The following is a 23,049-nucleotide window of genomic DNA, read 5'->3' on the forward strand; positions in this document are numbered from 1 at the left end:
CTACAGAACGCAAAACCAACTGTGGGAGCGGGCTTGCTCGCGAAAGCGGTGTATCAGATGACATCTTCGTCTCTGGCACTGCGCTTTCGCGAGCAAGCCCGCTCCCACATTTTGTCGTGCAGGCCATCTAAACCCGGTAGGAGCTGCGGCACGCTGCGATCTTTGGATTTTAAACATCAAGATCAAAAGATCGCAGCCTTCGGCAGCTCCTACAGGGATCGGCGTTACGCCAGGCTTTTGCTTACAACTTCATACACATCACTCGACAACTGCCCCGACGCCCGAATTCGCTCCAGCTCGCCTTTCATCAGCGCCTGGCGCGCATCGTCATATTTGCGCCAGCGCGTCAGCGGTGCCAATTGGCGAGAAGCGATCTGTGGGTTGAAGCCGTTCAGCTCAATCACCAGATCCGCGAGGAAGCGATAACCGGAACCATCGGCCGCATGGAAGTTGATCAGGTTCTGCCCGGCAAACGCACCGACCAGCGCACGCACTTTGTTCGGATTTTTGATGTTGAACGCAGGATGCTGCATCAGCGCCTTCACACGCTCCAGACCGCCCGGCAAAGTGCTGCCGGCCTGCACGCTGAACCACTGATCCATGACCAGCGGGTTGTCCTTGAAGTGCTCGGCAAAACTCGCCAGCGCCAGCGCTTTCTGCTCTTCGAACGGCGAGTTGACCAACACCGCCAGCGCAGTCAGGCGCTCGGTCATGTTGTCGGCGTTTTCAAACTGCTCCAGCGCCGCCGCCAATACTTCCGGCTTGCCGCTGAGCATCAGATAAGACAGCGCAATGTTTTGCAGCGCGCGACGGGCGAAGTGCTCGGCTTCGGCGACGTACGGGGTCTTCTTCGACAGGTCACGGTTGGCCTGATAACGCAGCCACAGCGCCTCGAACAAGCCTTCGGCCAATTGCTTGCGCGCGAACTCGCGGGCGATATGGATCGCATCAACATCCGCCACTTCGCTGATTTCAGTGAGGTAAGCCTCACCCGGCAGCGAGAGCATTTCGGCGACCATTGCCTGATCCAGCGATTCGTCCGACAGCACAGTACGCAGCGCCGACATCAGACGCGGGTCGAGCTTGAGGCTTTCGCCCTTCTGCTGCTGGCCAATCAGTTCTTGCAGCACTTGCACCGACAGTTGCTGACCGGCATCCCAGCGGTTGAAACCGTCGCTGTCGTGCTGCATCAGGAACATCAGTTGATCGCGGTTGTACGGGAAACTCAGTTTCACCGGCGCCGAGAAACCGCGCAGCAGCGATGGCAGCGGCTGTTCAGCGATGTCGACGAAGGTGAAAGTCTGTTCAGCTTCGGTCACCGAGATCACGCGGGTGGTGCCTTGCGCCGATGCTTCGCCGCTCAGGCGCAGGGCAATTTCGTTGCCTTTGCTGTCGAGCAGGCCCAATTCGACCGGAATCACGAACGGCAGTTTTTCAACTTTGTCCGGGGTTTCCGGGCAGCTCTGGCGGAAGGTCAGGCTGTAGGTTTTCGCGGCGGCGTCGTAAGACTCGCTCACCGCCAGACGCGGTGTGCCGGCCTGGCTGTACCAGCGTTTGAACTGGGTCAGGTCAACGCCGTTGGCATCTTCCATGGCCTTGATGAAGTCGTCGCAGGTCACGGCTTGGCCGTCATGGCGATCAAAGTACAGATCACTGCCCTTACGGAAGCCTTCGGCGCCGAGCAAGGTGTGGATCATGCCGACCACTTCCGAACCCTTTTCGTACACGGTGAGGGTGTAGAAGTTGGAAATCTCGATGAAGCTGTCCGGGCGCACGGCGTGGGCCATCGGGCCGGCATCTTCGGCGAACTGGTGGGTACGCAGGTAAGCCACGTCCTGAATGCGCTTGACCGTTGCCGAATTCATGTCGGCGGAGAAGCCGGAATCACGGAACACCGTGAAACCTTCCTTCAGCGACAATTGGAACCAGTCGCGGCAGGTCACGCGGTTGCCCGACCAGTTGTGGAAGTATTCGTGGGCAACGATCGCCTCGACGCGCTGGTGGGCAGCGTCGGTGGCGGTTTCGGCGCGAGCGAGCACGGCGCTGGAGTTGAAGATGTTGAGGCCCTTGTTCTCCATCGCGCCCATGTTGAAGTCGTTGACGGCGACGATCATGAAGATGTCCAGATCGTATTCGCGACCGTAAACCTCTTCGTCCCAGCGCATCGACTTCTTCAGGCTGTTCATCGCGTGCTGGCACTTGTCGATGTTTTCCGGCTCGACGTAGATGCGCAGCGCGACGGTGCGATCAGTCATGGTGGTGAAGGTGTCTTCAACGCACCACAAATCACCGGCCACCAGCGCGAACAGGTACGCCGGTTTCATGAACGGGTCTTCCCACGTTGCCCAGTGCCGGCCGTCTTCGCCCGGGCCCGAGGCAATCGGGTTGCCGTTGGAGAGCAGCACCGGATAGCTGTGCTGTTCGGCGACCACGGTGGTGGTGAACTTGCTCATCACGTCCGGGCGGTCGAGGTAATAAGTGATTTTGCGGAAACCCTCGGCCTCGCACTGGGTGCAGAACATCGTGCCGGACTTGTACAAGCCTTCCAGTGCGGTGTTGGTTTCCGGGTGGATCTTGACGCTGGTGTCGACCGTGAAGGTTTCGGCGGTCGGCTGCAGGGTCAGATGGTTCTCGGACACTTGATAGTCAGCAGCGCCCAGCTCTTTATCGGCCAGGGTCACTGAGAGCAATTCCAGTTGCTGGCCGTCGAGTACCAGCGGCGGCAGGCCCGGGCCACGCGCCGGGTTGCGGCGCATGACCAACTGCGCGTGCACCAGGCTGTGATCCTCGAACAACTCGAAGGTCAGGTGTGTTTCGTCAATCAGGTACTCGGGCGCCTGATAGTCCTTGAGGTAAATCATCTTCGGTTGTTCGGTGCGCATGCTGGAGTCCTTATTGATGCACGGCGAGCTGATAAGCCGTGTACTTGCGAATATTGATCACGCCGGTATCGAAGATCAGGTACTGGCCTTTGATGCCCAACAACGTGCCTTCGGCAATCGGGTTCTTGTCCAGGTTGAAGCTGACGATTTTGGCCGGGTATTGCTCGACCGGATAGCGGATTTCGAGAGGTTCTACATCGGCAATCGTCTGAATAGCTTGTAGGCCGAATCGCTCTTGCAAACCTTGCAGGCCTTCGGCGCAGCTTTCAAACAGCTGATCGCGCACCTGCGCCAGATCCACCGTTGCCGCATCGCCCTTGAGCAACGCGCGCCAGTTGGTTTTGTCCGCGACCTGGCTGCGGAACAGGTCTTCGACGAAACCCGACTGCTGCCGGGTCGACACGCGCATGATCGGCAACGCCTGACACGCGCCCTGATCGATCCAGCGCGTTGGCAGTTGCGTTGCACGGGTGATGCCCACCTTGATGCCCGACGAATTGGACAAATACACGACGTGATCGGTCATGCAAAACTGCTCGCCCCACGCTGGATCGCGGCAGGTGCCGGCGTCATAGTGGCAACGCTCCGGGCTCATGATGCACAGATCGCATTGCGCCAGTTTGGTCATGCACGGGTAGCAATAGCCCTGACTGAAACTGGTTTTAGTCTTGCGCCCGCAATGGGTGCAGTGGATCGCCCCCAGGTACTCCAGACGCACCGTGGTGCCGATCATGGGATTGACCGGCACCTCGACGTCATCCAGACGAAACGCGTATTGCACGTTCGGCCCGTCGAGGCGCGCCGACATTTTGCTGATTGCACCGCGGCCAATCTCGATCAATGGATAGCATCCGACTTGAACAGGATGTTCGGCACTTCGATCGACTTCGATGCACATTCTTGCGGGCCCATGTAACCGGTGCGCTGATCTTCAGGCAGGTTCTGGATTTCCCAGGCGATCATCGCCTGCAACGACAGCTCGCGCTGCTCGGCGGTGAGTTTGCCACCGTCCGACCATTTGCCGATTTCCACGGCCAGTTTCAGGCTCTCGTAGATGTCCGGGGTGATGTTGTTGATCATGTCGTTAAAAGAGGACATCAGGGTCTCCGTGCTCTTTATCTACAAAAAAATTCAGGCGGCCAGTTTACGGCGGTTATACAAACCACCCAACAAACCGGTGAAGCATCCGATGAGTAACCCGCCGACGTGGGCGGCGTTGGCGATTTCGCCGAAACCGATGACCGAGATCACCCCGGACATGCACACCAGCAACCACACCAGCATCATCACCAACACGCCGCGCGGCAGGCGATAAGCCGGGTTCGGCGCCAGCAGTTGGAAGATCCAGCAATGCCCGAGCAAACCGTACAGCACACCAGAGAGGCCGCCGAACAGCGTCGCGCCGCTCCAGATGTATTGCGCATAGTTTGAGACCAGGCTGAACAACAGCGTCAGGCCGATCAGGTTGATGCTGCCCTGCCGCGACTCGATGCGCCGGCCCAGTTCCCAATACCACATGCCGTTCATGGCCAGGTGCAGGATGCCGAAGTGGATCAGCATCGGCGTGACCAGACGCCACCACTGCCCCGCTGCCAGACTGTCGGCCAACGGCGTGAAATGGATGTATTCGCCGACCACCTGGAAGTCGAGGAAGGTCAGCCAGCGCAGGGTTTGCAGGTTTTCACCGAGGTAAGTCAGGCCGCCGACGATCAGGCACAGCAGCAGAATGAAGCCGGTGGCCTTGGCGTATTTCAGTTGTTCGGCGAAGCTTGGGCGTTTGACGGTCGGCGCGACGGGAATGTCCAGTTGCTGATCGGGATCACCGGCCGGGAAGCGTTCGTACAGTGAGCGCACGTCTTCGCTGATTTCCGACGGCGCCCACAACACTTGCTCGCCCGCCTCTTCACTGACGCGATGCGGCACTTGCATGCGTTGCAGCAGTTTGACGAAACCGCTCAGATCCACGCCTAAAGGCAGACGTAATACCGCTACCGAACTCATTGCAGCACCTCCGGCCGCTCAACATCGACCCAGACAAATTTATTTGGATCGAGGAAGGTTTCCTGATCCAGGCGATAAGCAACGAGTTTGCCGTAGAGCACGGCGCTGTAATCCAGACACGCGAGGTTCGGCCGGATCGGCGCCGGTTTGCCGCTGCGCCAGTAGTGGCCGACGAACAGCAACGGCTCGTCGACGCCGTAGCGCAGCAGGGAATTCTTTTCAGTGGAAGTCAGCGGCGTTTGCGCCACCGGTTCCGGCAAGGCATCGGGCTGAAAGACGATGTCGCCGTAGGTTTTCGGGTCGTCTTCCCAGAACTTAGTGCGGAAGAACGAACGCACCAGACCGTCGCCGCTGGTCATGGTCAAACCATCAGGCAGGCGCATGTCGGTGCCACGCAGCAAACGGTCGAACACGGTGCAGGCGAAGCTATCCGGTACGGCCGAGGCCTGGAGGAAATGCTCGTCGATGCAGCCATTAGGGAACAGCGCGCGCAGCGGTTCGATCAGGCCGCCATCCCAACAGGCATGCACGACGCGGAAACGTCCGGCGTCGACAAACAGCGGCAGCTCATAGAACCAGCGCTGGAAATCGTGCCAGTCGCCGGGATGGCCTTCGAACTGCGTCAGGGTTTCGTGGAGCAACCGCGCATGGCGCTTGGTGTGCTCGCGGACGAACTGCTTGCCGCTGCCCGGTGGCGCCGGGGTGCTCCAGCCGAGTGCGTTGAATTCGTGGTTGCCCATGATGCACAAGGCCTGCCCGGCCTCGACCATGTCATGGACGATGTGCAGCGCCTCGCGAATGCGCGGGCCACGGTCGATGATGTCGCCAACGAACACGGCCATGCGCGATGGATGCCGCCAGACCCCGCCTTGCTTGTGATAACCGAGTCGGTCAAGCAAGTGTTCGAGGGTCAGGGCGCATCCGTGCACGTCACCAATCAGGTCATAACTGCGCGCGGGATCGAGCATCAGTCGCCTCCACCACCCAACTTGCTGCCCCAGCCGAGCTTGGTGCGGCAGACTTCATAGTAGTTGTGGTCGAGCGGGTGAATCAGGCGCAGCTTCTGCGCTTTCTTGCTGACGGTGATGGTGTCGCCCGGCGCGCAGGTGAAGTGGTTCTGCCCGTCGCAGGAGACTTGCGGGTAAATCTGCATGTTTTTCGACACGACGATTTTCAGCTCACTGTTGCCATCGACCACAATTGGCCGGCTCGACAACATATGGGGGTACATCGGCACGATCACAATGGCATCGAGCTTGGGATGCATGATCGGGCCACCGGCGGACAGCGCGTAAGCCGTGGAACCGGTCGGCGTCGCGACGATCAGGCCGTCAGCCTTCTGGCTGCAAACGAACTGGCCGTCGATGTACAGCTCGAACTCGATCATCCGCGTCGATTTGCCGGGGTGCAGCACCACGTCGTTGAGCGCGTCGCCCTGGCCAATGGCCTCGGCATGCCGGCGCACTTCGGCTTGCAGCAGGAAGCGGTTTTCCACCAGATAGTGGCCGTCGAGCACCTTGGCGACTTCGACTTCCAGTTCATCCGGGCGAATATCGGTGAGGAAGCCGAGGCTGCCACGGTTGATGCCCAGCACCGGAATATTGTGTTTGGCCAGCGCGCGCGCGGCGCCGAGCAGGCTGCCGTCACCGCCGACGACGATGACCATGTCGCAGACTTCGCCGAGCATCTTGCGCGACGAGGTTTGCAGGCCGTGGCCCGGCAGCACTTCAGCGATGGTGTCTTCGAGGATCACATGCAGGTGACGATCGAGCAGAAACCGTTTCAGTCGGCGGACGGTATCCAGCACCTGGGAACTGCCCAGGCGACCGATGATGCCGATATTACGAAATTGCTCCATGGCGACCTCTGCGGACAATCGAAAACGCGAAAAACAGGATTATGGGCGAAAGCGCCAGATAGACAAAATCCTTTCAGCCTCGAGGGCGCGCTCGTGTTTACGGCTATGCTCGCAAGATGATCCTATTTCCCGACCTGCTCCAGTTGCCTCACCAATTGCGCCATCCGGAAGTGCGGGATCTGGCGTGGGTGATCCTCGCCCCGCCGATGCTCGCCACCACGCCGTGGCCGCAGCGCCATCCGCTGGCCGGCAGCGACTGGGTGGATGACCCGCATCGCCTCGAACATTGGCTGCGCCAGCTCGACCGCGACAGTTACGGTTTGCTGCATTGGTTATCGCAGGCGCGCACGCGGCGTCTGGGCCTGTATTACGAGCGGCTGTGGCAATTTGCCGTGGCGCAGGCGCCGGGGATCGAGTTGATTGCCGCCAACCTGCCGATCCGCCGCGAAGGCCATACGCTCGGCGAACTGGACATGCTGCTGCGTGACCGCGATGGCGTGCATCATCTGGAACTGGCGATCAAGCTGTACCTCGGGCCGCAACAGGGCGACGGGCGTGATTCGGCGCAATGGCTGGGGCCGGGTTGTCATGATCGGCTGGATCGAAAACTGGCGCATCTGGCCGGTCATCAACTGCCGATTTCCGCACGACCGGAAAGCCGTGAAGCCTTGGCGGCGCTGGATATCGAGTCGTTCAGCGCGCAGTTGTGGCTTGGCGGTTATCTGCTGTATCCGTGGCCTGGTCAGGCTGAGTCGCCATGCGGCGCGCACCCGCAGCATCTGCGCGGCAGTTGGTTGCATCAAAAGGATTGGCCAGCGTTCGTCGCACAGCGCCCGGCCGGCCGCTGGCAACCCCTGCCCCGTCACGCATGGCTGGCCCCGGCGCATTACCCGGCGGATCAAACCTGGAGCGAAGTGCATTTGCAGGCGTGGCTGGAGGAGCTGGAACCGATGGCGCCGGCGCAATTACTGGTGCGCCTGACCGAGAATGCGCGGGGCGATTGGGAAGAGGCGGAGCGGTTGTTTCTGGTGTCGGATCTTTGGCCGAATGTGCCGGGGCAGGCCTAAGATTTTTGGTGTTTGAAATGGCCTCTTCGCGAGCAAGCCCGCTCCCACATTTGGAATGCATTCCCCTGTGGGAGCGGGCTTGCTCGCGAAGAGGCCAACACGGTCTAAATAGATAAACGCAGCGCCAAAGCCGCCAACGTCACCAACAACACCGGCACCGTCAACACAATCCCGACCTTGAAGTAATACCCCCAACCAATGTGAATCCCCTTGCGCTCCAGCACATGCAGCCACAGCAACGTCGCCAGACTGCCAATCGGCGTGATCTTCGGCCCCAAGTCGCTGCCTATCACGTTGGCGTAAATCATCGCCTCCTTGATCACCCCACTCGCCTGACTCGCATCGATCGACAGCAAACCAATCAGCACCGTCGGCAAATTATTCATGATCGACGACAACAGTGCCGTCAGCACACCGGTGCCCAGCGCCGCGCCCCACACGCCGTGGCCGGCAAACACATCCAGCCAGCCGGCCAGATAGCTTGTCAGCCCGGCATTACGCAGGCCGTAGACCACCAGATACATGCCCAGCGAGAAAATCACTATCTGCCACGGCGCCTCTTTCATCACCTTGCGCGTAGAGATCTTGTGACCGCGCGCGGCGATGCCCAGCAGCAGTGCGGCGCAGACAGCGGAAATCGCACTGATCGGAATGCCCAACGGCTCAAGGGCGAAACAGCCGATCAACAGAATCGCCAACACCGCCCAACCCGCATAGAACGTGGCTTTGTCGTGGATCGCGGTTTCGGGGCGTTCAAGTTGATCGGGGTCGTAGGCCTTGGGAATGTCACGGCGGAAGAACCACAGCAACATGCCCAACGTCGCCGCGACGCTGACGAAGTTGACCGGCACCATCACCGCCGCGTAGCGGTTGAAGCCGATGTGGAAGAAGTCTGCCGAGACGATGTTGACCAGGTTCGACACCACCAGCGGCAGGCTTGCGGTGTCGGCGATAAAGCCTGCGCCCATGACGAAGGCCAGGGTCGCTGCCGGGGAAAAGCGCAGCGCCAGCAGCATGGAAATCACGATCGGCGTGAGGATCAGCGCCGCGCCGTCATTGGCGAACAGCGCCGACACCAGCGCGCCGAGCAGCACCATAAAGGCAAACAGCTTGCGCCCACTGCCCCGCCCCCAACGCGCCACGTGCAACGCAGCCCAATTGAAGAAACCGGCCTCGTCGAGCAGCAGACTGATGATGATCAGCGCCACAAAGGTGCCGGTGGCGTTCCAGATGATCTGCCAGACCAGCGGGATATCGCTCAGATGCACGACGCCAAAGATCAACGCCAGCACGGCGCCGAGCGTCGCACTCCAGCCGACGCCGAGGCCTTTCGGTTGCCAGATGACAAGGGTAATGGTCAGCAGGAAAATCAGTGACGCAGCAAGCATCCGCAACAGCCTTCAAAAGTCAGGAACAGAGAAAATCAAATGTGGGAGCGGGCTTGCTCGCGAAGGCGGTGTGTCAGACAACACAGATGTCGACTGATACACCGCCTTCGCGAGCAAGCCCGCTCCCACATTGTCCGCCTACATCAGGAAACTCGGGAGAAACTATTTTTTGTGTTGCTCGACGAACTGTCCGTAAGCGTTGATAAAGCTTTGCAGAAAAGGTTTCACCGATTCACTCAACTTCCCCGCCTCATCAAACGCTGTCCCCGCACCGCCCAGATAAGCCTCTGGTTGCTGCATGCAAGGCACATTGAGAAACACAAACGACTGGCGCAGGTGCTGGTTCGCGCCAAAACCGCCAATGGCCCCCGGCGAAACACTGATCACCGCGCCCGGCTTGCCGCTCCAGGCGCTCTTGCCATACGGCCGCGAGCCGACGTCGATGGCATTTTTCAGTGGCGCCGGCACCGAGCGGTTGTACTCCGGCGTAACAAACAGCACCGCGTCGGAAGAACCGACTTTTTGCCGGAAAGTACTGTAGGCTGCCGGCGGTGAATCGCCATCAATGTCTTCGTTATACAGTGGCAGATCGCCAATCTCGACAATGCTCAGTTTCAGGTTCGCCGGTGCCAGCTCCGCCAGCGCCAGGGCGACTTTTCGGTTGATCGATGCTTTGCGCAGGCTACCGACTATGACGGCGACGTTATAGACATTGCTCATGGAAGACTCTCGATGTCCGTGGGGGAGCCTGTAGTTATAGATGATCCCGTGACGATTCCACCAGCAGACGAGGGAAAAATCCCGGCTGCTGAATATTTTTTTCGTGCAGGAAAACTTACAGCGCTGAGTGGCGGTCTTAAAACCGCAAATCAAGCGTTTTATCTCCAGAGGTTCTAAACAGATGGCAGCAGTACTCGTCGGTCAGTTCCATGCAAGAGATGCGGAAGGCCGCGTTTATTCCGTGCATGAATTCCAGGAATCCAACCCGTCGGCAGACGGTCTCACTGGCTCGGAGCCGATTTACAAACTGGCCATCGGCGATCGCATCAAGAAGATCGACGACCAGACGTTCGAACTGGTTCAGTCGGGTATCACCCTGACCCGCGAACCTGAGCCAACCGTCGCTTCATAACTCGTCGTTATGAGCAGAAGTCATATGCGCAGAGTTGGGTTAGGATCAGTCACTGACCCCACCTGCTGAACATGGACTTCACGCATGCGTTTACGCCATATCGAAGTGATTCAGGCGCTCTTGCAGACCGGTCACCTGGGCACCGCCGCCGAATGGCTGCAGTTGCCAGTGACCGAGGTCGAAGAGCGTTTGCGCGAAGCCGAGAGTCAGTTGGGGTTCATGCTGTTCGCCAGCGTTCGCGGGCGCTTGCAATCAACGCCGGAAGCGCGGGCGCTGCAAGTCGAAATCGCCCACGTTTATGAAGCGCTCGAGCCGGTTCAGCGTCTGGCCAGCAGCCTCAAACAGTACCTCGCCCCTCCCTTGCGCATCATCGGCACCCCGCCGCTCACCCAACATCTATTACCGCAAAGCCTCGCCGCCCTGCGCCGACGCCTGCCCGATGCACCGTGCAGCCTGCTCAGTGCGCCGACCCGCGACATCGTCCGCACCCTGCTGCTGCGCGAAAGCGATCTGGGTCTGAGCCTGCACGATCCCGAACATCCCGACATCGATTGCCAGCCACTGGCCCACGGCAAACTGCAACTGCTCGCGCCCCACGGTTGGCTGCAGCCGAAGCAGAAATACATTTCTCTACAGGATTTGGCCGGTCAGGCGATGGTCGGCCTCGACGGTCAGGATCCGCTAAGCCCGGCACTGGAAAACAAACTCCAGGCCTTGCGCCCGGCGCCGAGCATCCAGACTCGCGTGCAAACCCATCAGATGATGCGCAGCATGGTTGAGGCAGGCGAAGGCCTGGCCATCGTCGACCCGTTCACCGCCCTCGGTGCGCGCGCCGGCGGCCTCGATGTCTGCCCACTGTCGCCGGCGGTGCCGATCAGCCTCTACGCGCTGACCTATAAACACTGCGCGCCGTCAGCGGCAATTCAGACCTTGCTGGCGATCGTCACGGAACAAGCCGAGGCGATGTTGTCGAACTGAGCGGATTTTCCAGCGGGTTATCAAACAATCGGTACCAGAACAGCGCCACTTCAGCGGTGTTCGGATCAATGCCGCGATAGCGCAACTCGTCGACACCGCCAATCACATAGCCGCAACGCTCATACAACCGGCAAGCACCGAGGTTGTTGTTTTGCGTTTCGAGCATGATCCCCGGCAGCTTCTTCTTGCGGCTCCAGAATTGCGCGACATCCAGCAACGCTTTGGCCACGCCATGCCGCCGGGCCGGCGCGTGCACCGCCAATTCGTCAATGTGGGCGAAACCGTTCCAGTTGGTGCTGATCACCAAATGGCCCACCGCCTCATCATCCAGATACGCCATGAAAATCGCACTGTCCGGCGCATCGCGGAAACTGCTGAATTCTTCGGGGTCGATGCCGTAGCACTTGCGGTACGGCACGATCGGCGTCACCCGCCACTGCTCGACAGGCTGACCAATCACCGCCGCGCCATACGCCGCCACCTCAAAACTGAAGTCGCTGCCCCAGATATAGGGCGCAAAACCTTCGTCGGCGACACGCACCGACAGGCCTGGGTATTTGGGATTCACGGCCGGTTGCATACTGGGAAAAGTCCTCATTCCTTCACACAATCGACGGTGTATAGCCGCCCATTGCCCTCGTCTTCGTGCTGCAATCCATGCACATCCGCGACAAAACCGGGGAAGCTGCTATCGAACGTGCGAGCAAATTTCAGGTAATCGATGATCGAACGCGTCGATTCGGTAAAGCGTTCGCCGGGCATGATAAGCGGAATTCCCGGGGGTACGGCACCAGCATCACGGCGGCAATCCTTCCTTCCAGCTCATCAATCGGCACCGCCTCGACTTCGCCGCGCACCAGATGATCGTAGGCGTGAGCCGGTTTCATGGCGATTTCGGGGAGCACGGTGTACATGCGTTTCAGGTGTTTGGCCGTGGCGTTGCTGCGATAACAGGCGTGCAGCTGATCACAGAGGTCGCGCAGGCCCATGCCGCGATAACGCGCGGTGTCTTCCAACGCTACGCAAGGCAGGCAAGTCTCCAGACGCACGTTGGCGTCGTAACTGCGCTTGAACTCCAGCAGTTCGGTGAGCAGCGTGCTCCATTTACCTTTGGTGATGCCCATGGAGAACAACACCAGAAACGAATACAGGCCGGTTTTTTCGACGACCAGTCCACGTTCCCAGAGGAATTTGCTGACCACCGCCGCCGGGATGCCCTTTTCGCTTAACGCACCGCCCGCGTTGAGACCCGGCATCACCAGGGTCACTTTGATCGGGTCGAGCAGCACGTAATCGTCACTGACATCGCCGAAACCGTGCCAGTCGGCATCGGGTTTCAGCAACCAGTCTTCAGTCTGCACGCGGTCAATACCTTCGACGCCCGGCGGCTGCCAGATCGAAAACCACCAGTCATCGGCAGCAATGTGCTGACGCAAATTGGCCAGCGCCCGACGGAAGCTCAGCGCTTCATCAAAAGTTTCCTGCAACAACGAACGTCCGGCCGGGCCTTCCATCATCGCCGACGCCACGTCCAGCGAAGCGATGATGCTGTACTGCGGCGAGGTCGAGATGTGCATCATGAACGCTTCGTTGAAACGGTCACGATCCAGCTGCCGTGCACCGCCGTCCTGCACATGAATCATCGAGGCCTGACTGAATGCCGCGAGCAGTTTGTGCGTGGAATGGGTGGTGAACACCAGCGGACTGTCTTCGCTGCGTGATGTGGCCATGCCGTAACGTCCGGCAAAGAATTCGTGGAACGCCGCGTAGGCGTACCAGGCCTCGTCGAAATGCAGGACTTCGACGCTGTTACCGAGTTTTTGCTTGATCAGCTCGGCGTTGTAGCAGAGGCCGTCGTAGGTCGAGTTGGTAACCACCGCCAGTTTGACTTTTGGCGCGCGACCCTTGGTCAGCGGGCTCGCATCGATCTTGGCTTGAATCGATTCGCGACTGAATTCGCTCAACGGGATCGGGCCGATGATCCCCAGTTCATTGCGCTCCGGGCACAGGTACAACGGGATCGCGCCGGTCATGATGATCGCGTGCAGCACCGACTTGTGACAGTTGCGGTCGACCAGCACCAGATCATCGCGAGCGACCATCGAGTGCCAGACAATCTTGTTGGCGGTCGAGGTGCCATTGATCACGAAAAAGGTGTGATCGGCGCCGAAATTGCGCGCCGCACGCGCCTCGGCTTCAGCGAGCGGGCCGGTGTGATCGAGCAGCGAGCCGAGTTCCGGCACGGACACCGACAAGTCGGAACGCAGCGTGTTCTCCCCGAAAAACTGGTGAAACGCCTGCCCCACCGGACTCTTGTGATAGGCAACGCCCCCGCCATGGCCGGGGGTGTGCCAGGAATAGTTGGAGTCGGCGGTGTGCTGCACCAATGCTTTGAAAAACGGCGGCAGCAAACCATCCAGATACTTGCGCGCCGCCCGCGCCACTTGCCGGGCGAGAAACGGCACGGTGTCTTCGAACAGATAGAGAATGCCGCGCAGCTGGTTGAGCTCGGCCATGGCATCGGCCGGGGCGTTTTCCAGGGTGACTTGTTCGCCCAGGGCAAAGATCGGCAGATCCGGGGCGCGCACCCGCGCGAGGCCAATGAGTTCAGCCATGTTCTGCAACAGGTGCGAGTTGGTTGAGGCATCCTCGGCGGCAATCAGCATGCACGCGAGGCCATGATGGGTCGACGCGACCAGACGCCCTTCCGTGTAGTCGGTGGCAGAGACGATGCTGAAACCTTCCTGCTCCAGTTCCCGGGCGATGCCACGGATGCGGTCACCGGCGACCGTGTCGGCCTTGATGTCGCGATGGACGATCAACACCGGAAACTTCAAATCTTTGTACATGGGGCTCAGCGTCCTGAGGCGGCAGAAATGAATCTGCCAATGCACTCAGGGTAGAGGGTTGCAGCGAATGTGGCGAGGGTGGCCAGTTGGCTTCATGTCCACAAATTAAAAGATCGCAGCCTTCGGCAGCTCCTACATGAGAATGCGCCCCCTGTAGGAGCTGCCGAAGGCTCGGGCCGCGATCGGACGATCTTTTGATCTTCAGGCCTGAGCGTCAGCCTCAGCAATCTGTGTCCACATCGCCGGCCCACCCGCCGACTTGGCGATAATCTCCAACCGCACCAGATGCGCCGCCAATTCATCTTCAGTCGCGCGAATAATCCGCGCAGGCTCGCGATCTACCGGCAACCGACGAATTTCGGTGGCAGAGTTGTCCGCGCCCTCGCCCGATCCGTTACCGTCAGAAGCATTGCCCGCCAGCGACAGACTGGTCTGGCCGCCGGTCATGGTCAGGTAGACGTCGGCAAGAATCTCCGAGTCGAGCAACGCGCCGTGCAGTTCACGACCGGAGTTGTCGACGCCGTAACGTTTGCACAAGGCGTCGAGGCTGTTGCGCTGTCCCGGGTGACGTTCCCGGGCCATCATCAGGGTGTCGAGGATCGAGCAGTGCTGCGTGATGTCAGCGCGATCCTTCGCGCCCATCAAGGCGAATTCGTTGTTGATGAAGCCAACGTCGAACGCCGCGTTATGAATGATCAGCTGCGCGCCTTTGATGAACTCGAAGAACTCGTCGGCGACCTCATTGAAACGCGGCTTGCCGACGAGGAATTCGTTGGTGATGCCGTGAACGCCAATCGCGCCTTCGTCACTCTCGCGGTCCGGTTGCAGATAGACGTGGAAATGCCGGCCCGTCAGGCGCCGACCGATCAGTTCGACACAACCGATTTCGATAATCCGGTGACCATCGGTCACCGGCATGCCGGTGGTTTCGGTATCGAGTACAACGGATCTGGTGGCCATCAGTGCTCAGCTCTCAACGGGTCAATCGTGCAAAAACGCGGATGTTAACACGCTCGGCGGGGTGTTTCAGTCAGACCGTGGCGCCCCATTCGCGAGCAAGCCCGCTCCCACAAGGGATTTTGGTTGCCCACAAATTTTGAGTTCAACACTGAGCCCATGTGGGAGCGGGCTTGCTCGCGAATGGCAACACCACGGTACAACGGAAGAAATCAGCTCTGCTTGTACCCGCGAACCTCGTCCACACCACGGTTCGCCAACTGGTCAGCCCGCTCGTTGCCATGATGGCCGATGTGCCCACGCACCCACTTCCATTTGACGGTGTGGCGGTTGACCTGCTCGTCGAGCTCTTTCCACAAGTCAGCGTTTTTCACCGGTTCTTTCGCCGCCGTTTTCCAGCCGCGCTTCTTCCAGTTGGCCATCCACTCGTTGATGCCCTTCATCACGTATTGCGAGTCGGTCACCAGCAGCACTTCGCACGGACGCTTCAAGGCTTCGAGGCCACGAATGGCGCCGAGCAATTCCATGCGGTTGTTGGTGGTGTTGGCTTCGCCGCCCCACAGTTCCTTTTCAACGCCCTTGCACACCAGCAAGGCGCCCCAGCCGCCCGGGCCGGGATTGCCTTTGCAGGCGCCGTCAGTGAACAGTTCTACGGTGTCGACGCTTTCAACGCTTTCGCTCATGCCACTCTATCCAGAAAAATACGTGCCTTGCCGTTCACGGATCGACAATGACCAAGGCCGGGACAAACCCGGCCACAATTAAAAGAAGGTTTACGGTTCGATGCGGCGGCGGTTGACCTTGGCCATCGGCAGCGGAATCAGCTTGCCCATCGGTTCACGACGTTCCTGCCGCAACGGCCGCAGGCCCACCACGATCTTGCGCGCGACCAATAAATAGAAGCCGCCACCCGACAATTGCCAGTCACCGGCCTTGCGTTCCCAGCCGGCCAGACGGCCCTGCCACTTGGCTGACGCGAGCGGCGGACGATAGCACCCGAAGCGGCGTTTCTCCAGCGCGAAGCCCAGCAGGTTGAGCCAGTCGGCGACCCGCGATGGCGAGATGCAGCGCGCCTGACGCAAGGCGTCGTGGGCGAAAACATGACGCAGGCCCCACGTGCTCCACGGGTTGATGCCGATGATCAGCAAATGGCCACCGGGGCGCACGCTGCTCGCTGCTTCGCGCAGCAAACCGTGGGGTGACAGGCAGAAATCCAGACCGTGCTGCATCACCACCACATCGGCGGCATGCTCGCTCAATGGCCAGGCTTGCTCTTCGCAGACAATCTCGACCCCCGGCAGCGGCGCGCCAAGGCGCACGTTGCGCTGCACTTGCGGCGCCGACGGTGGGGTTTCAGCGGACGGGCCGTAATGCACCAGATAACCGCCAAAGAATCGGCCGAGCTCGTCTTCGAGCATGCGCCGCTCTTCGTCGAGCAGAAATTGCCCGAGCGGGCCGGACAGCCATTCACGGGCGGCACCGATCAGTGCCAGCCAGTCAGGATCAGCCTGTGCGAACGCTTTATCACTCATCGCATTCTCCAAAGCGCCAGGAACTACTAAGATGCGCCAATGTTTCCCGCTTGGCGAATTCCGACGATGATACAGATCAGTGCCCTGCCCGCGTTCACCGATAACTACATCTGGTTGTTACAAGATCACCGCAGCCAACGTTGCGCCGTGGTCGACCCGGGTGATGCCGCGCCCGTCGAGGCGTGGCTTGATGCACATCCGGACTGGGTCTTGAGCGATATTTTGATCACTCACCATCACCATGACCATGTTGGCGGCGTCGAACGTTTGAAACACCTCAGCGGCGCCACTGTTTATGGCCCGGCCAGCGAAAATATCCCGGCGCGCGACGTGGCGCTGAACGACAACGACACCGCCAGCGTGCTCGGCTGGGACTTTGATGTCTATGCGGTGCCCGGTCACACCTTGGGACACATTGCTTATTATCACCACGGTCTGCTGTTCTGCGGCGACACTCTGTTTGCCGCGGGTTGCGGTCGCCTGTTCGAGGGTACGCCCGATCAGATGCACCACTCGCTCAGCCGTCTCGCCGCACTGCCCGAAGACACCCTCGTCTATTGCACTCACGAATACACCCTGAGCAATCTCAAATTCGCCGCAGCGGTCGAACCGACCAATGCCGACATTGCCGCCCGTCTGGAAAAAGTTACCCAACAACGGCAAAACGGCGTGATGACCCTGCCGTCAACTTTGGCACTGGAAAAGCTCACAAATCCGTTTTTACGCACCGCTGAAACATTAGTTAAACAAAAAGTGGACGAACGGGCAGGCGCTCAAAACCGGGCGCCGAGTGAGGTTTTTGCGGCTCTGCGGGCTTGGAAAGATAAGTTCTAAGCACTGGTCTGCTTGGTACAGAAATTCTCAATGGTTGACCGCAGGGGGTGCGCTTTCTAGAATCGCCCGACATTTTTGCCCGGAACTTACTTCCAGCCAATGTCGTCATCCATACGTAAGTCCGTCAATTCAGACGCATTGACCCGCTTGGCGCAAGCCATCGCGGTGGCTGTGTCCGCCACGCTGGCGGGCTGTTCAAGCCATGCTCCGCAGACTGAAGCGACCCATACGCCGAACATTGCTGCGCGAGCCAAGCAAAAGCCGATCTGGCTCAGCGAAAAGCCCACTCCACAGATTCCTCAGGACGTCTGGGAGCGCATGCGCGAGGGCTTCCAGTTGCAGGAAGGCCTGGGCGTGAACCCACGCATCGAGCAACAGCGCCTGTGGTTCGCCAGCAATCCTTCATTCCTTGAGAACGCCGGCGATCGCGGCAGTCTCTACATTCATTACATTGTCGAACGCCTCGAAGAACGCAACATGCCGCTGGAACTGGCACTGCTGCCAGTGATTGAAAGTGCCTACAACCCGATGGCCTACTCCCGCGCTGACGCGGTTGGCTTGTGGCAATTCATTCCTTCCACCGGGCGTTACTTCAACCTGCGTCAGACCCGCTTCTACGATGGTCGTCGCGACATCACCGCCTCGACCACCGCTGCACTCGATTACCTGACCCGTCTGCACGACATGTTCAACGGTGACTGGCTGCTGGCGCTCGCCGCGTACAACGCGGGTGAAGGCACGGTCAGCCGCGCCATCGAACGTAACGAGAAACTCGGTTTGCCAACCGACTACTGGAACCTGCCGCTGCCGTCGGAAACCCAGGCCTACGTGCCGAAGTTGCTGGCGCTGTCGCAAGTGGTGCAGTCGCCGGAAGCGTACGGGGTCAACCTCAACCCGATCGCCAACGAACCGTACTTCCAGGTCGTCGAAATCAATCAGCGCATGGACCTGTCCAAAGTCGCTGAAGTGGCCAACATCGACGAAGACGAACTGTTCCAGCTCAACCCTGCCTACAAACAGCGCATCACCGTCGACGGCCCTCAGCATTTGCTGGTGCCAACGTCGAAGGCGCAATTGCTGACCACCAGCCTGCAGACCATGTCGCCGGACGAGTTGATTAGCAAACGCTCGTTGAAACCGGTGTTTGAAGGCGCTGATCCGACGGAAGTGGCGAAGCTGAAACGCGCCTACCGCGTCAAGCGTGGCGACAACCTCGGCTCCATCGCCAAGGCCAACAAGGTTGAAGTGAAGGATCTGCAACGCTGGAACAAGCTGACCGGCAAGAACCTCAAGGTTGGTCAGACCCTGGTGATGCGCGACACGAGCAAACCAACCAAGAGCCGCAGCTCGGGCCGGGTCAACACGGTGATTGCGGCCAACAGCAAGAGCAAAAAAGGCGATAGCAAGCAGCAGACTCAGTACAAGGTTAAGCGCGGCGACACGTTGTACGTGGTGGCCAAGCGTTTCAATGTTGAGATGCAGCATCTCAAGCGCTGGAATCCGGGTGCGAGCAAGGCTTTGAAGCCGGGGCAGATGCTTACGGTTTATCAGCCGCACTGATAGAAGAGCCCCTGAGATTTCGGGGGCTTTTTTTTGGTTCGGGTTTTTTGGTGTTCTTGAGATCTATCCCCCTCACCCCAGCCCTCTCCCCCAAGGGGTAGAGGGGAAAGGGAGCCGATTGGGGGCTATTCAGAATTTGAGTTCGGCTCGGTATCGCAAGTCGGCGTACCTTCCGCAAACACCTCGGTCAGTCACCTCTCCCTCCGGGAGAGGGCTAGGGTGAGGGGCTGTCAGGCAAGCGGATTAACCCCCCATTAACCCGCGATCTTTTTCCTGTCCAGACAAGCTGTTACTGTACGGCCCACAAAGCCCAAGCCGCCTGGATCAGATCTGACTTGAAGCGTCCCCTCCTCCTGCTCCTGATCAGCCTGGCCTTGAGCTCAACCGCAAGCGCGACGATTACCGAAAGTCACGGTTATGCGCAGTTCGGCACGCTCAAGTACCCGGCCAGATTTACCCACTTCGACTGGGTCAACCCGCAAGCGCCCAAGGGCGGTACGTTGCGGGTGATGGCGTTCGGCACCTTCGATACGGTCAACCCATACACCTTCAAGGGCACCAGCCCGGTCACCACGCCGAATTTCCTCCAGTACGGCATCAACGAGCTGAACGAGCCGCTGATGGTCGGCACTGGCCAGTATTCGCCTTCCGGTGACGAGCCGGCGTCAAGCTATGGCTTGATCGCGCAATCGGTGGAATACAGCGAAGATCGCAGCTGGGTGGTGTTCAATCTGCGCCCCGAGGCACGTTTCCACGACGGCACGCCGATCACCGCTTACGACGTCGCGTTCTCCTATCGTTTGCTGCTCAAGGACGGCCATCCGCTGTACCGCACCGCCCTTCAGGAAGTGCTGCGCGTCGATATCCTCAATCCGCAGCGCATTCGCTTCGTGCTCAAACGCTCGGGCAATCCGCTGTTGATCCTGCGCCTCGGGGAATTGCCGGTGCTGCCGCAGCACTACTGGAAAGACCGCGATTTCAAAGCCACCACCTTCGAACCGCCGCTGGGCAGCGGCCCGTATCGCATTACTTCGGTGACGCCGGGCCGGCAGTTGATCTTCGAGCGGGTCAAGGATTACTGGGGCAAGGACTTGGCGGTCAATCGCGGCAAGTACAACTTCGATCGCATGGAAGTCGAGTTCTACCGCGACAGCGATGTCGCCTTCGAAGCGTTCAAGGCCGGCGAGTTCGACATCTACATCGAGCATCAGGCGAAGAACTGGGCCAACGGCTACAACTTCCCGGCCATCCGCCGTGGCGACGTGATCAAGGCGCAGATCCCGCACCAGATCCCGACCCAGAGTCAGGGCCTGTTCATGAACACCCGCCGCGCCACGTTCGCCGACGTCAAAACCCGCGAAGCGCTGGGGCTGATGTTCGACTTCGAGCTGAACCAACCGCGCGCTGTTCAGCGATGCCTACAAGCGCACCACCAGTTACTACCCGAACAGCGAATTCAGCGCCAGCGGCCTGCCGGTCGGACACGAATGGCTGATGCTCAAACCGTACAAGGAGCAACTGCCGGCCAAGCTGTTCACCGAGCCGTTCACGTTGCCGCAAACCGACGGCCGCGGCATTCCTCGCGAGACCATGCGCAAAGCGCTGGCCCTGCTCGCCGAGGCCGGCTGGAAGCTCAACGGCCAGCGCCTGCAAAACGCCGACGGCCAGCCGCTGCGTTTCGAACTGCTGCTGGTCAACCCGAATCTGGAACGCATCCTCCAGCCGTACATTGAGAACCTCAACAGCATCGGCATCGACGCGCGCCTGCGCACGGTCGATCGCGCGCAGTACAAACAGCGCCTCGATCAGTTCGATTTCGACATGATCCTGATGACGCTCAACCAGACCCTCAGCCCGGGCCTTGAGCAGTGGCAGTACTTCCATTCCAGTCAGGTCGGCGTCAAGGGCAGCAAAAATTACGCGGGCATCGCCAACCCGGTGGTCGATCACCTGCTCGAACAATTGCTCGCCGCGCGCACCCGCGATGAACAGGTCGCCGCCGGCAAGGCGCTCGACCGCGTGCTGCTCTGGCAGCACTACAGCATTCCCAACTGGTACCTGAATCATCACCGCCTGGCCTACCGCAACCGGTTGGCCTTCGTCACCACGCCGCCCTACACCCTGGGCCTGAGCGCGTGGTGGCTGAAGTCTTCGGAGAAAGATCGATGAAACCCATCCGCGCCCTGCTCGTCCAGGCCAGCGGCTTGCTGTTCGCCGGGCTGGCGTTTGCCGCCCCGCAACACGCCGTGACCCTGTACAACGAGCCGCCGAAATACCCGGCCGATTTCAAGCATTTCGATTACGTGAATCCCGACGCGCCCAAGGGCGGCGTATTCCGTCAGGCCGGTTTTGGTGGCTTCGACAGCCTCAACCCGTTTATCAGCAAAGGCGTGCCGGCCGATGACATCGGGCAGATCTACGACACCCTGACCAAGCACAGCCTCGACGAGCCGTTCACCGAATATGGCCTGATCGCCGGCAAGATCGAAAAGGCTCCGGACAACAGCTGGGTGCGGTTCTACCTGCGCCCCGAAGCACGTTTCCACGACGGTCATCCAGTGCGCGCCGACGACGTGGTGTTCAGCTTCAACACGCTGACCAAGGAAGGCTCGCCGATGTATCGCGGCTACTACAGCGACGTGTCCGAAGTCATCGCCGAAGACCCGCTGAAAGTGCTGTTCAAGTTCAAGCACAACAATAATCGCGAGTTGCCGCTGATTCTCGGCCAGTTGCCGGTGCTGCCAAAACACTGGTGAACCGATCGCGATTTCAGCAAGGGCAATCTGGAAATTCCCCTCGGCAGCGGCCCGTACAAAGTTGCCGAAGTGAAGGCCGGCCGTTCGATACGGTACGAGCGGGTCAAGGATTACTGGGGCAAGGATCTGCCGGTCAACCGTGGCTTCTACAATTTCGACACGATGACCAGCGATTACTACCGCGACAACACCGTCGCCGTCGAAGCGCTGAAGGCCGGGCAGTTCGATTTCTGGCTGGAGATGACCGCGAAAAACTGGGCCAACGCTTACAACATCCCGGCGGTCACCGAGGGCCGTTTGATCAAGGAATTGATCCCCAACAGCAACCCGACCGGCATGCAGGGTTTCGTCTACAACCTGCGCCGTCCGGTGTTCCAGGACATACGGGTGCGCCAGGCGCTCGGTCTGCTGTTTGACTTCGAATCGAACCAATAAACAACTGTTCAACGGCGCCTACTTCCGCACCCGCAGCTATTTCGAAAACTCGGAAATGGCCGCCACCGGCCTGCCCGACGCCGATCAACTGGCGATCCTCGACCCGTTCCGCAACAAGCTCCCGGCGCAGGTGTTCAGCGAAGCCTTCGACAACCCGAAGACCGACGCCAGCGGCATGATCCGCAATCACCAGCGCGAGGCCTATCAACTGCTGCAAGAGGCTGGCTGGAAGATCGTCGACGACAAAATGGTCGACGCCACCGGCAAACCGGTGGTGATCGAATTCCTCCTCGCCCAGACCGAATTCGAACGCGTGTTGCTGCCGTTCAAGCGCAACCTCAGCGACCTCGGCATCGAACTGGTGATCCGCCGCGTCGACGTTTCGCAGTACATCAACCGCGTGCGCTCGCGGGACTTCGACATGATCGTCGGCAGCTTCCCGCAATCCAATTCGCCGGGTAACGAGCAGCGCGAATTCTGGATGAGCGCCGCTGCCGACAAGGCCAGCAGCCGCAACACCATGGGCTTGAATGATCCGATCGTCGATCAACTGGTCGAGAACCTGATCAATGCCGACTCGCGCGCCAGCCTGGTGGCCCACGCCCGCGCGCTGGATCGCGTGTTGCAGTGGGGCTACTACGTGGTGCCCAACTGGCACATCAAGACCTGGCGCGTGGCGTACTGGAATCACATCGGCCATCCGAAGGTCTCACCCAAGTACGACATCGGCATCAACACCTGGTGGGTCAAGCCTGACGCTAAACCGGCGGTAGAAGTCGAAACCAAACTGCAAGCCGACCCTGCGGGCACGGAGTAATCA

At 59.9% G+C, this 23,049-nt stretch carries 17 protein-coding genes and 3 pseudogenes; 7 read left to right on the top strand and 13 right to left on the bottom strand.

Going from position 1 to position 23,049, the window contains the following annotated elements:
* Window positions 1-224 precede the first annotated feature (224 nt).
* From pepN to ACZZ0D_RS12955, 6 genes are read right to left on the bottom strand one after another with little or no spacing between them, the layout of a single operon-like run.
* Window positions 225-2,882 (bottom strand): aminopeptidase N, encoded by a 2,658-nt coding sequence (gene pepN, locus ACZZ0D_RS12930; RefSeq protein ID WP_463553452.1) that lies wholly within the window; start codon window positions 2,880-2,882, stop codon window positions 225-227.
* 10 nt (window positions 2,883-2,892) lie between these two features.
* Complete coding sequence (locus ACZZ0D_RS12935; RefSeq protein ID WP_053119411.1) at window positions 2,893-3,723, bottom strand: DUF2797 domain-containing protein; 831 nt, start codon at window positions 3,721-3,723, stop codon at window positions 2,893-2,895.
* Entirely contained in the window at window positions 3,720-3,980 is a 261-nt protein-coding gene (locus ACZZ0D_RS12940; RefSeq protein WP_007919229.1) for a YeaC family protein, read from the bottom strand. The genes ACZZ0D_RS12935 and ACZZ0D_RS12940 overlap by 4 nt, the downstream gene beginning before the upstream one ends.
* 33 nt (window positions 3,981-4,013) lie before the next feature.
* Window positions 4,014-4,883 carry a rhomboid family intramembrane serine protease gene (locus ACZZ0D_RS12945; protein ID WP_463553453.1) on the bottom strand — a complete coding sequence of 290 codons (870 nt, stop codon included), beginning with the start codon at window positions 4,881-4,883 and terminating at the stop codon, window positions 4,014-4,016.
* Entirely contained in the window at window positions 4,880-5,851 is a 972-nt protein-coding gene (locus tag ACZZ0D_RS12950) for a metallophosphoesterase (protein WP_463553454.1), read from the bottom strand. Before ACZZ0D_RS12950 ends, ACZZ0D_RS12945 begins: the two co-directional genes overlap by 4 nt.
* On the bottom strand, window positions 5,851-6,741 hold the full coding sequence (locus ACZZ0D_RS12955) for an NAD(+) kinase (RefSeq protein ID WP_003224174.1): 891 nt from the start codon (window positions 6,739-6,741) through the stop codon (window positions 5,851-5,853). The genes ACZZ0D_RS12950 and ACZZ0D_RS12955 overlap by 1 nt, the downstream gene beginning before the upstream one ends.
* Before the next feature lie 116 nt (window positions 6,742-6,857).
* Here ACZZ0D_RS12955 and ACZZ0D_RS12960 point away from each other — a divergent pair, with 116 nt between their 5' ends.
* The gene (locus ACZZ0D_RS12960) at window positions 6,858-7,808 is read left to right on the top strand and encodes a DUF1853 family protein (RefSeq protein WP_463553455.1); all 951 of its coding nucleotides are present in this window, start codon (window positions 6,858-6,860) and stop codon (window positions 7,806-7,808) included.
* A 104-nt stretch (window positions 7,809-7,912) separates the two neighbouring features.
* Here the strand turns inward: ACZZ0D_RS12960 and ACZZ0D_RS12965 are convergent, their stop codons facing one another.
* Window positions 7,913-9,196 (bottom strand): arsenic transporter, encoded by a 1,284-nt coding sequence (locus ACZZ0D_RS12965; protein WP_463553456.1) that lies wholly within the window; start codon window positions 9,194-9,196, stop codon window positions 7,913-7,915.
* A gap of 162 nt (window positions 9,197-9,358) precedes the next feature.
* Window positions 9,359-9,916 carry an NADPH-dependent FMN reductase gene (locus tag ACZZ0D_RS12970; protein ID WP_159815522.1) on the bottom strand — a complete coding sequence of 186 codons (558 nt, stop codon included), beginning with the start codon at window positions 9,914-9,916 and terminating at the stop codon, window positions 9,359-9,361.
* Window positions 9,917-10,097: 181 nt separating this feature from the next.
* Here ACZZ0D_RS12970 and ACZZ0D_RS12975 point away from each other — a divergent pair, with 181 nt between their 5' ends.
* Window positions 10,098-10,328: a hypothetical protein gene (locus ACZZ0D_RS12975; protein WP_053119399.1), complete on the top strand. Its 231-nt coding sequence runs from the start codon at window positions 10,098-10,100 to the stop codon at window positions 10,326-10,328.
* Window positions 10,329-10,412: 84 nt separating this feature from the next.
* On the top strand, window positions 10,413-11,306 hold the full coding sequence (locus ACZZ0D_RS12980) for a LysR family transcriptional regulator (protein WP_463553457.1): 894 nt from the start codon (window positions 10,413-10,415) through the stop codon (window positions 11,304-11,306).
* Here the strand turns inward: ACZZ0D_RS12980 and ACZZ0D_RS12985 are convergent.
* The 5 genes and pseudogenes from ACZZ0D_RS12985 to ACZZ0D_RS13005 form a co-directional block, all read right to left on the bottom strand.
* Window positions 11,272-11,886 (bottom strand): GNAT family N-acetyltransferase, encoded by a 615-nt coding sequence (locus ACZZ0D_RS12985; RefSeq protein ID WP_282358149.1) that lies wholly within the window; start codon window positions 11,884-11,886, stop codon window positions 11,272-11,274. The two genes, ACZZ0D_RS12980 and ACZZ0D_RS12985, sit on opposite strands and share 35 nt — an antisense overlap.
* A gap of 14 nt (window positions 11,887-11,900) precedes the next feature.
* Window positions 11,901-14,080 (bottom strand): annotated as a pseudogene (locus ACZZ0D_RS12990) (Orn/Lys/Arg family decarboxylase).
* 276 nt (window positions 14,081-14,356) lie between these two features.
* Window positions 14,357-15,115 (bottom strand): DNA polymerase III subunit epsilon, encoded by a 759-nt coding sequence (dnaQ, locus tag ACZZ0D_RS12995; protein WP_463553458.1) that lies wholly within the window; start codon window positions 15,113-15,115, stop codon window positions 14,357-14,359.
* Window positions 15,116-15,324: 209 nt separating this feature from the next.
* Window positions 15,325-15,795 carry a ribonuclease HI gene (rnhA, locus tag ACZZ0D_RS13000; protein WP_053119389.1) on the bottom strand — a complete coding sequence of 157 codons (471 nt, stop codon included), beginning with the start codon at window positions 15,793-15,795 and terminating at the stop codon, window positions 15,325-15,327.
* A 90-nt stretch (window positions 15,796-15,885) separates the two neighbouring features.
* Window positions 15,886-16,644 (bottom strand): class I SAM-dependent methyltransferase, encoded by a 759-nt coding sequence (locus ACZZ0D_RS13005; protein WP_053119387.1) that lies wholly within the window; start codon window positions 16,642-16,644, stop codon window positions 15,886-15,888.
* A gap of 66 nt (window positions 16,645-16,710) precedes the next feature.
* Here ACZZ0D_RS13005 and gloB point away from each other — a divergent pair, with 66 nt between their 5' ends.
* From gloB to ACZZ0D_RS13025, 4 genes and pseudogenes are all read left to right on the top strand, one after another.
* Window positions 16,711-17,478 carry a hydroxyacylglutathione hydrolase gene (gloB, locus tag ACZZ0D_RS13010; RefSeq protein WP_463553459.1) on the top strand — a complete coding sequence of 256 codons (768 nt, stop codon included), beginning with the start codon at window positions 16,711-16,713 and terminating at the stop codon, window positions 17,476-17,478.
* A gap of 99 nt (window positions 17,479-17,577) precedes the next feature.
* Window positions 17,578-19,038 (top strand): LysM peptidoglycan-binding domain-containing protein, encoded by a 1,461-nt coding sequence (locus ACZZ0D_RS13015; RefSeq protein ID WP_282358147.1) that lies wholly within the window; start codon window positions 17,578-17,580, stop codon window positions 19,036-19,038.
* Between the two features lie 335 nt (window positions 19,039-19,373).
* A pseudogene (locus tag ACZZ0D_RS13020) lies at window positions 19,374-21,207 on the top strand (extracellular solute-binding protein).
* Window positions 21,204-23,046: pseudogene (locus tag ACZZ0D_RS13025) on the top strand (extracellular solute-binding protein). The pseudogenes ACZZ0D_RS13020 and ACZZ0D_RS13025 overlap by 4 nt, the downstream one beginning before the upstream one ends.
* Window positions 23,047-23,049 lie beyond the last annotated feature (3 nt).

The organism is Pseudomonas sp. AC193, from assembly GCF_979258075.1.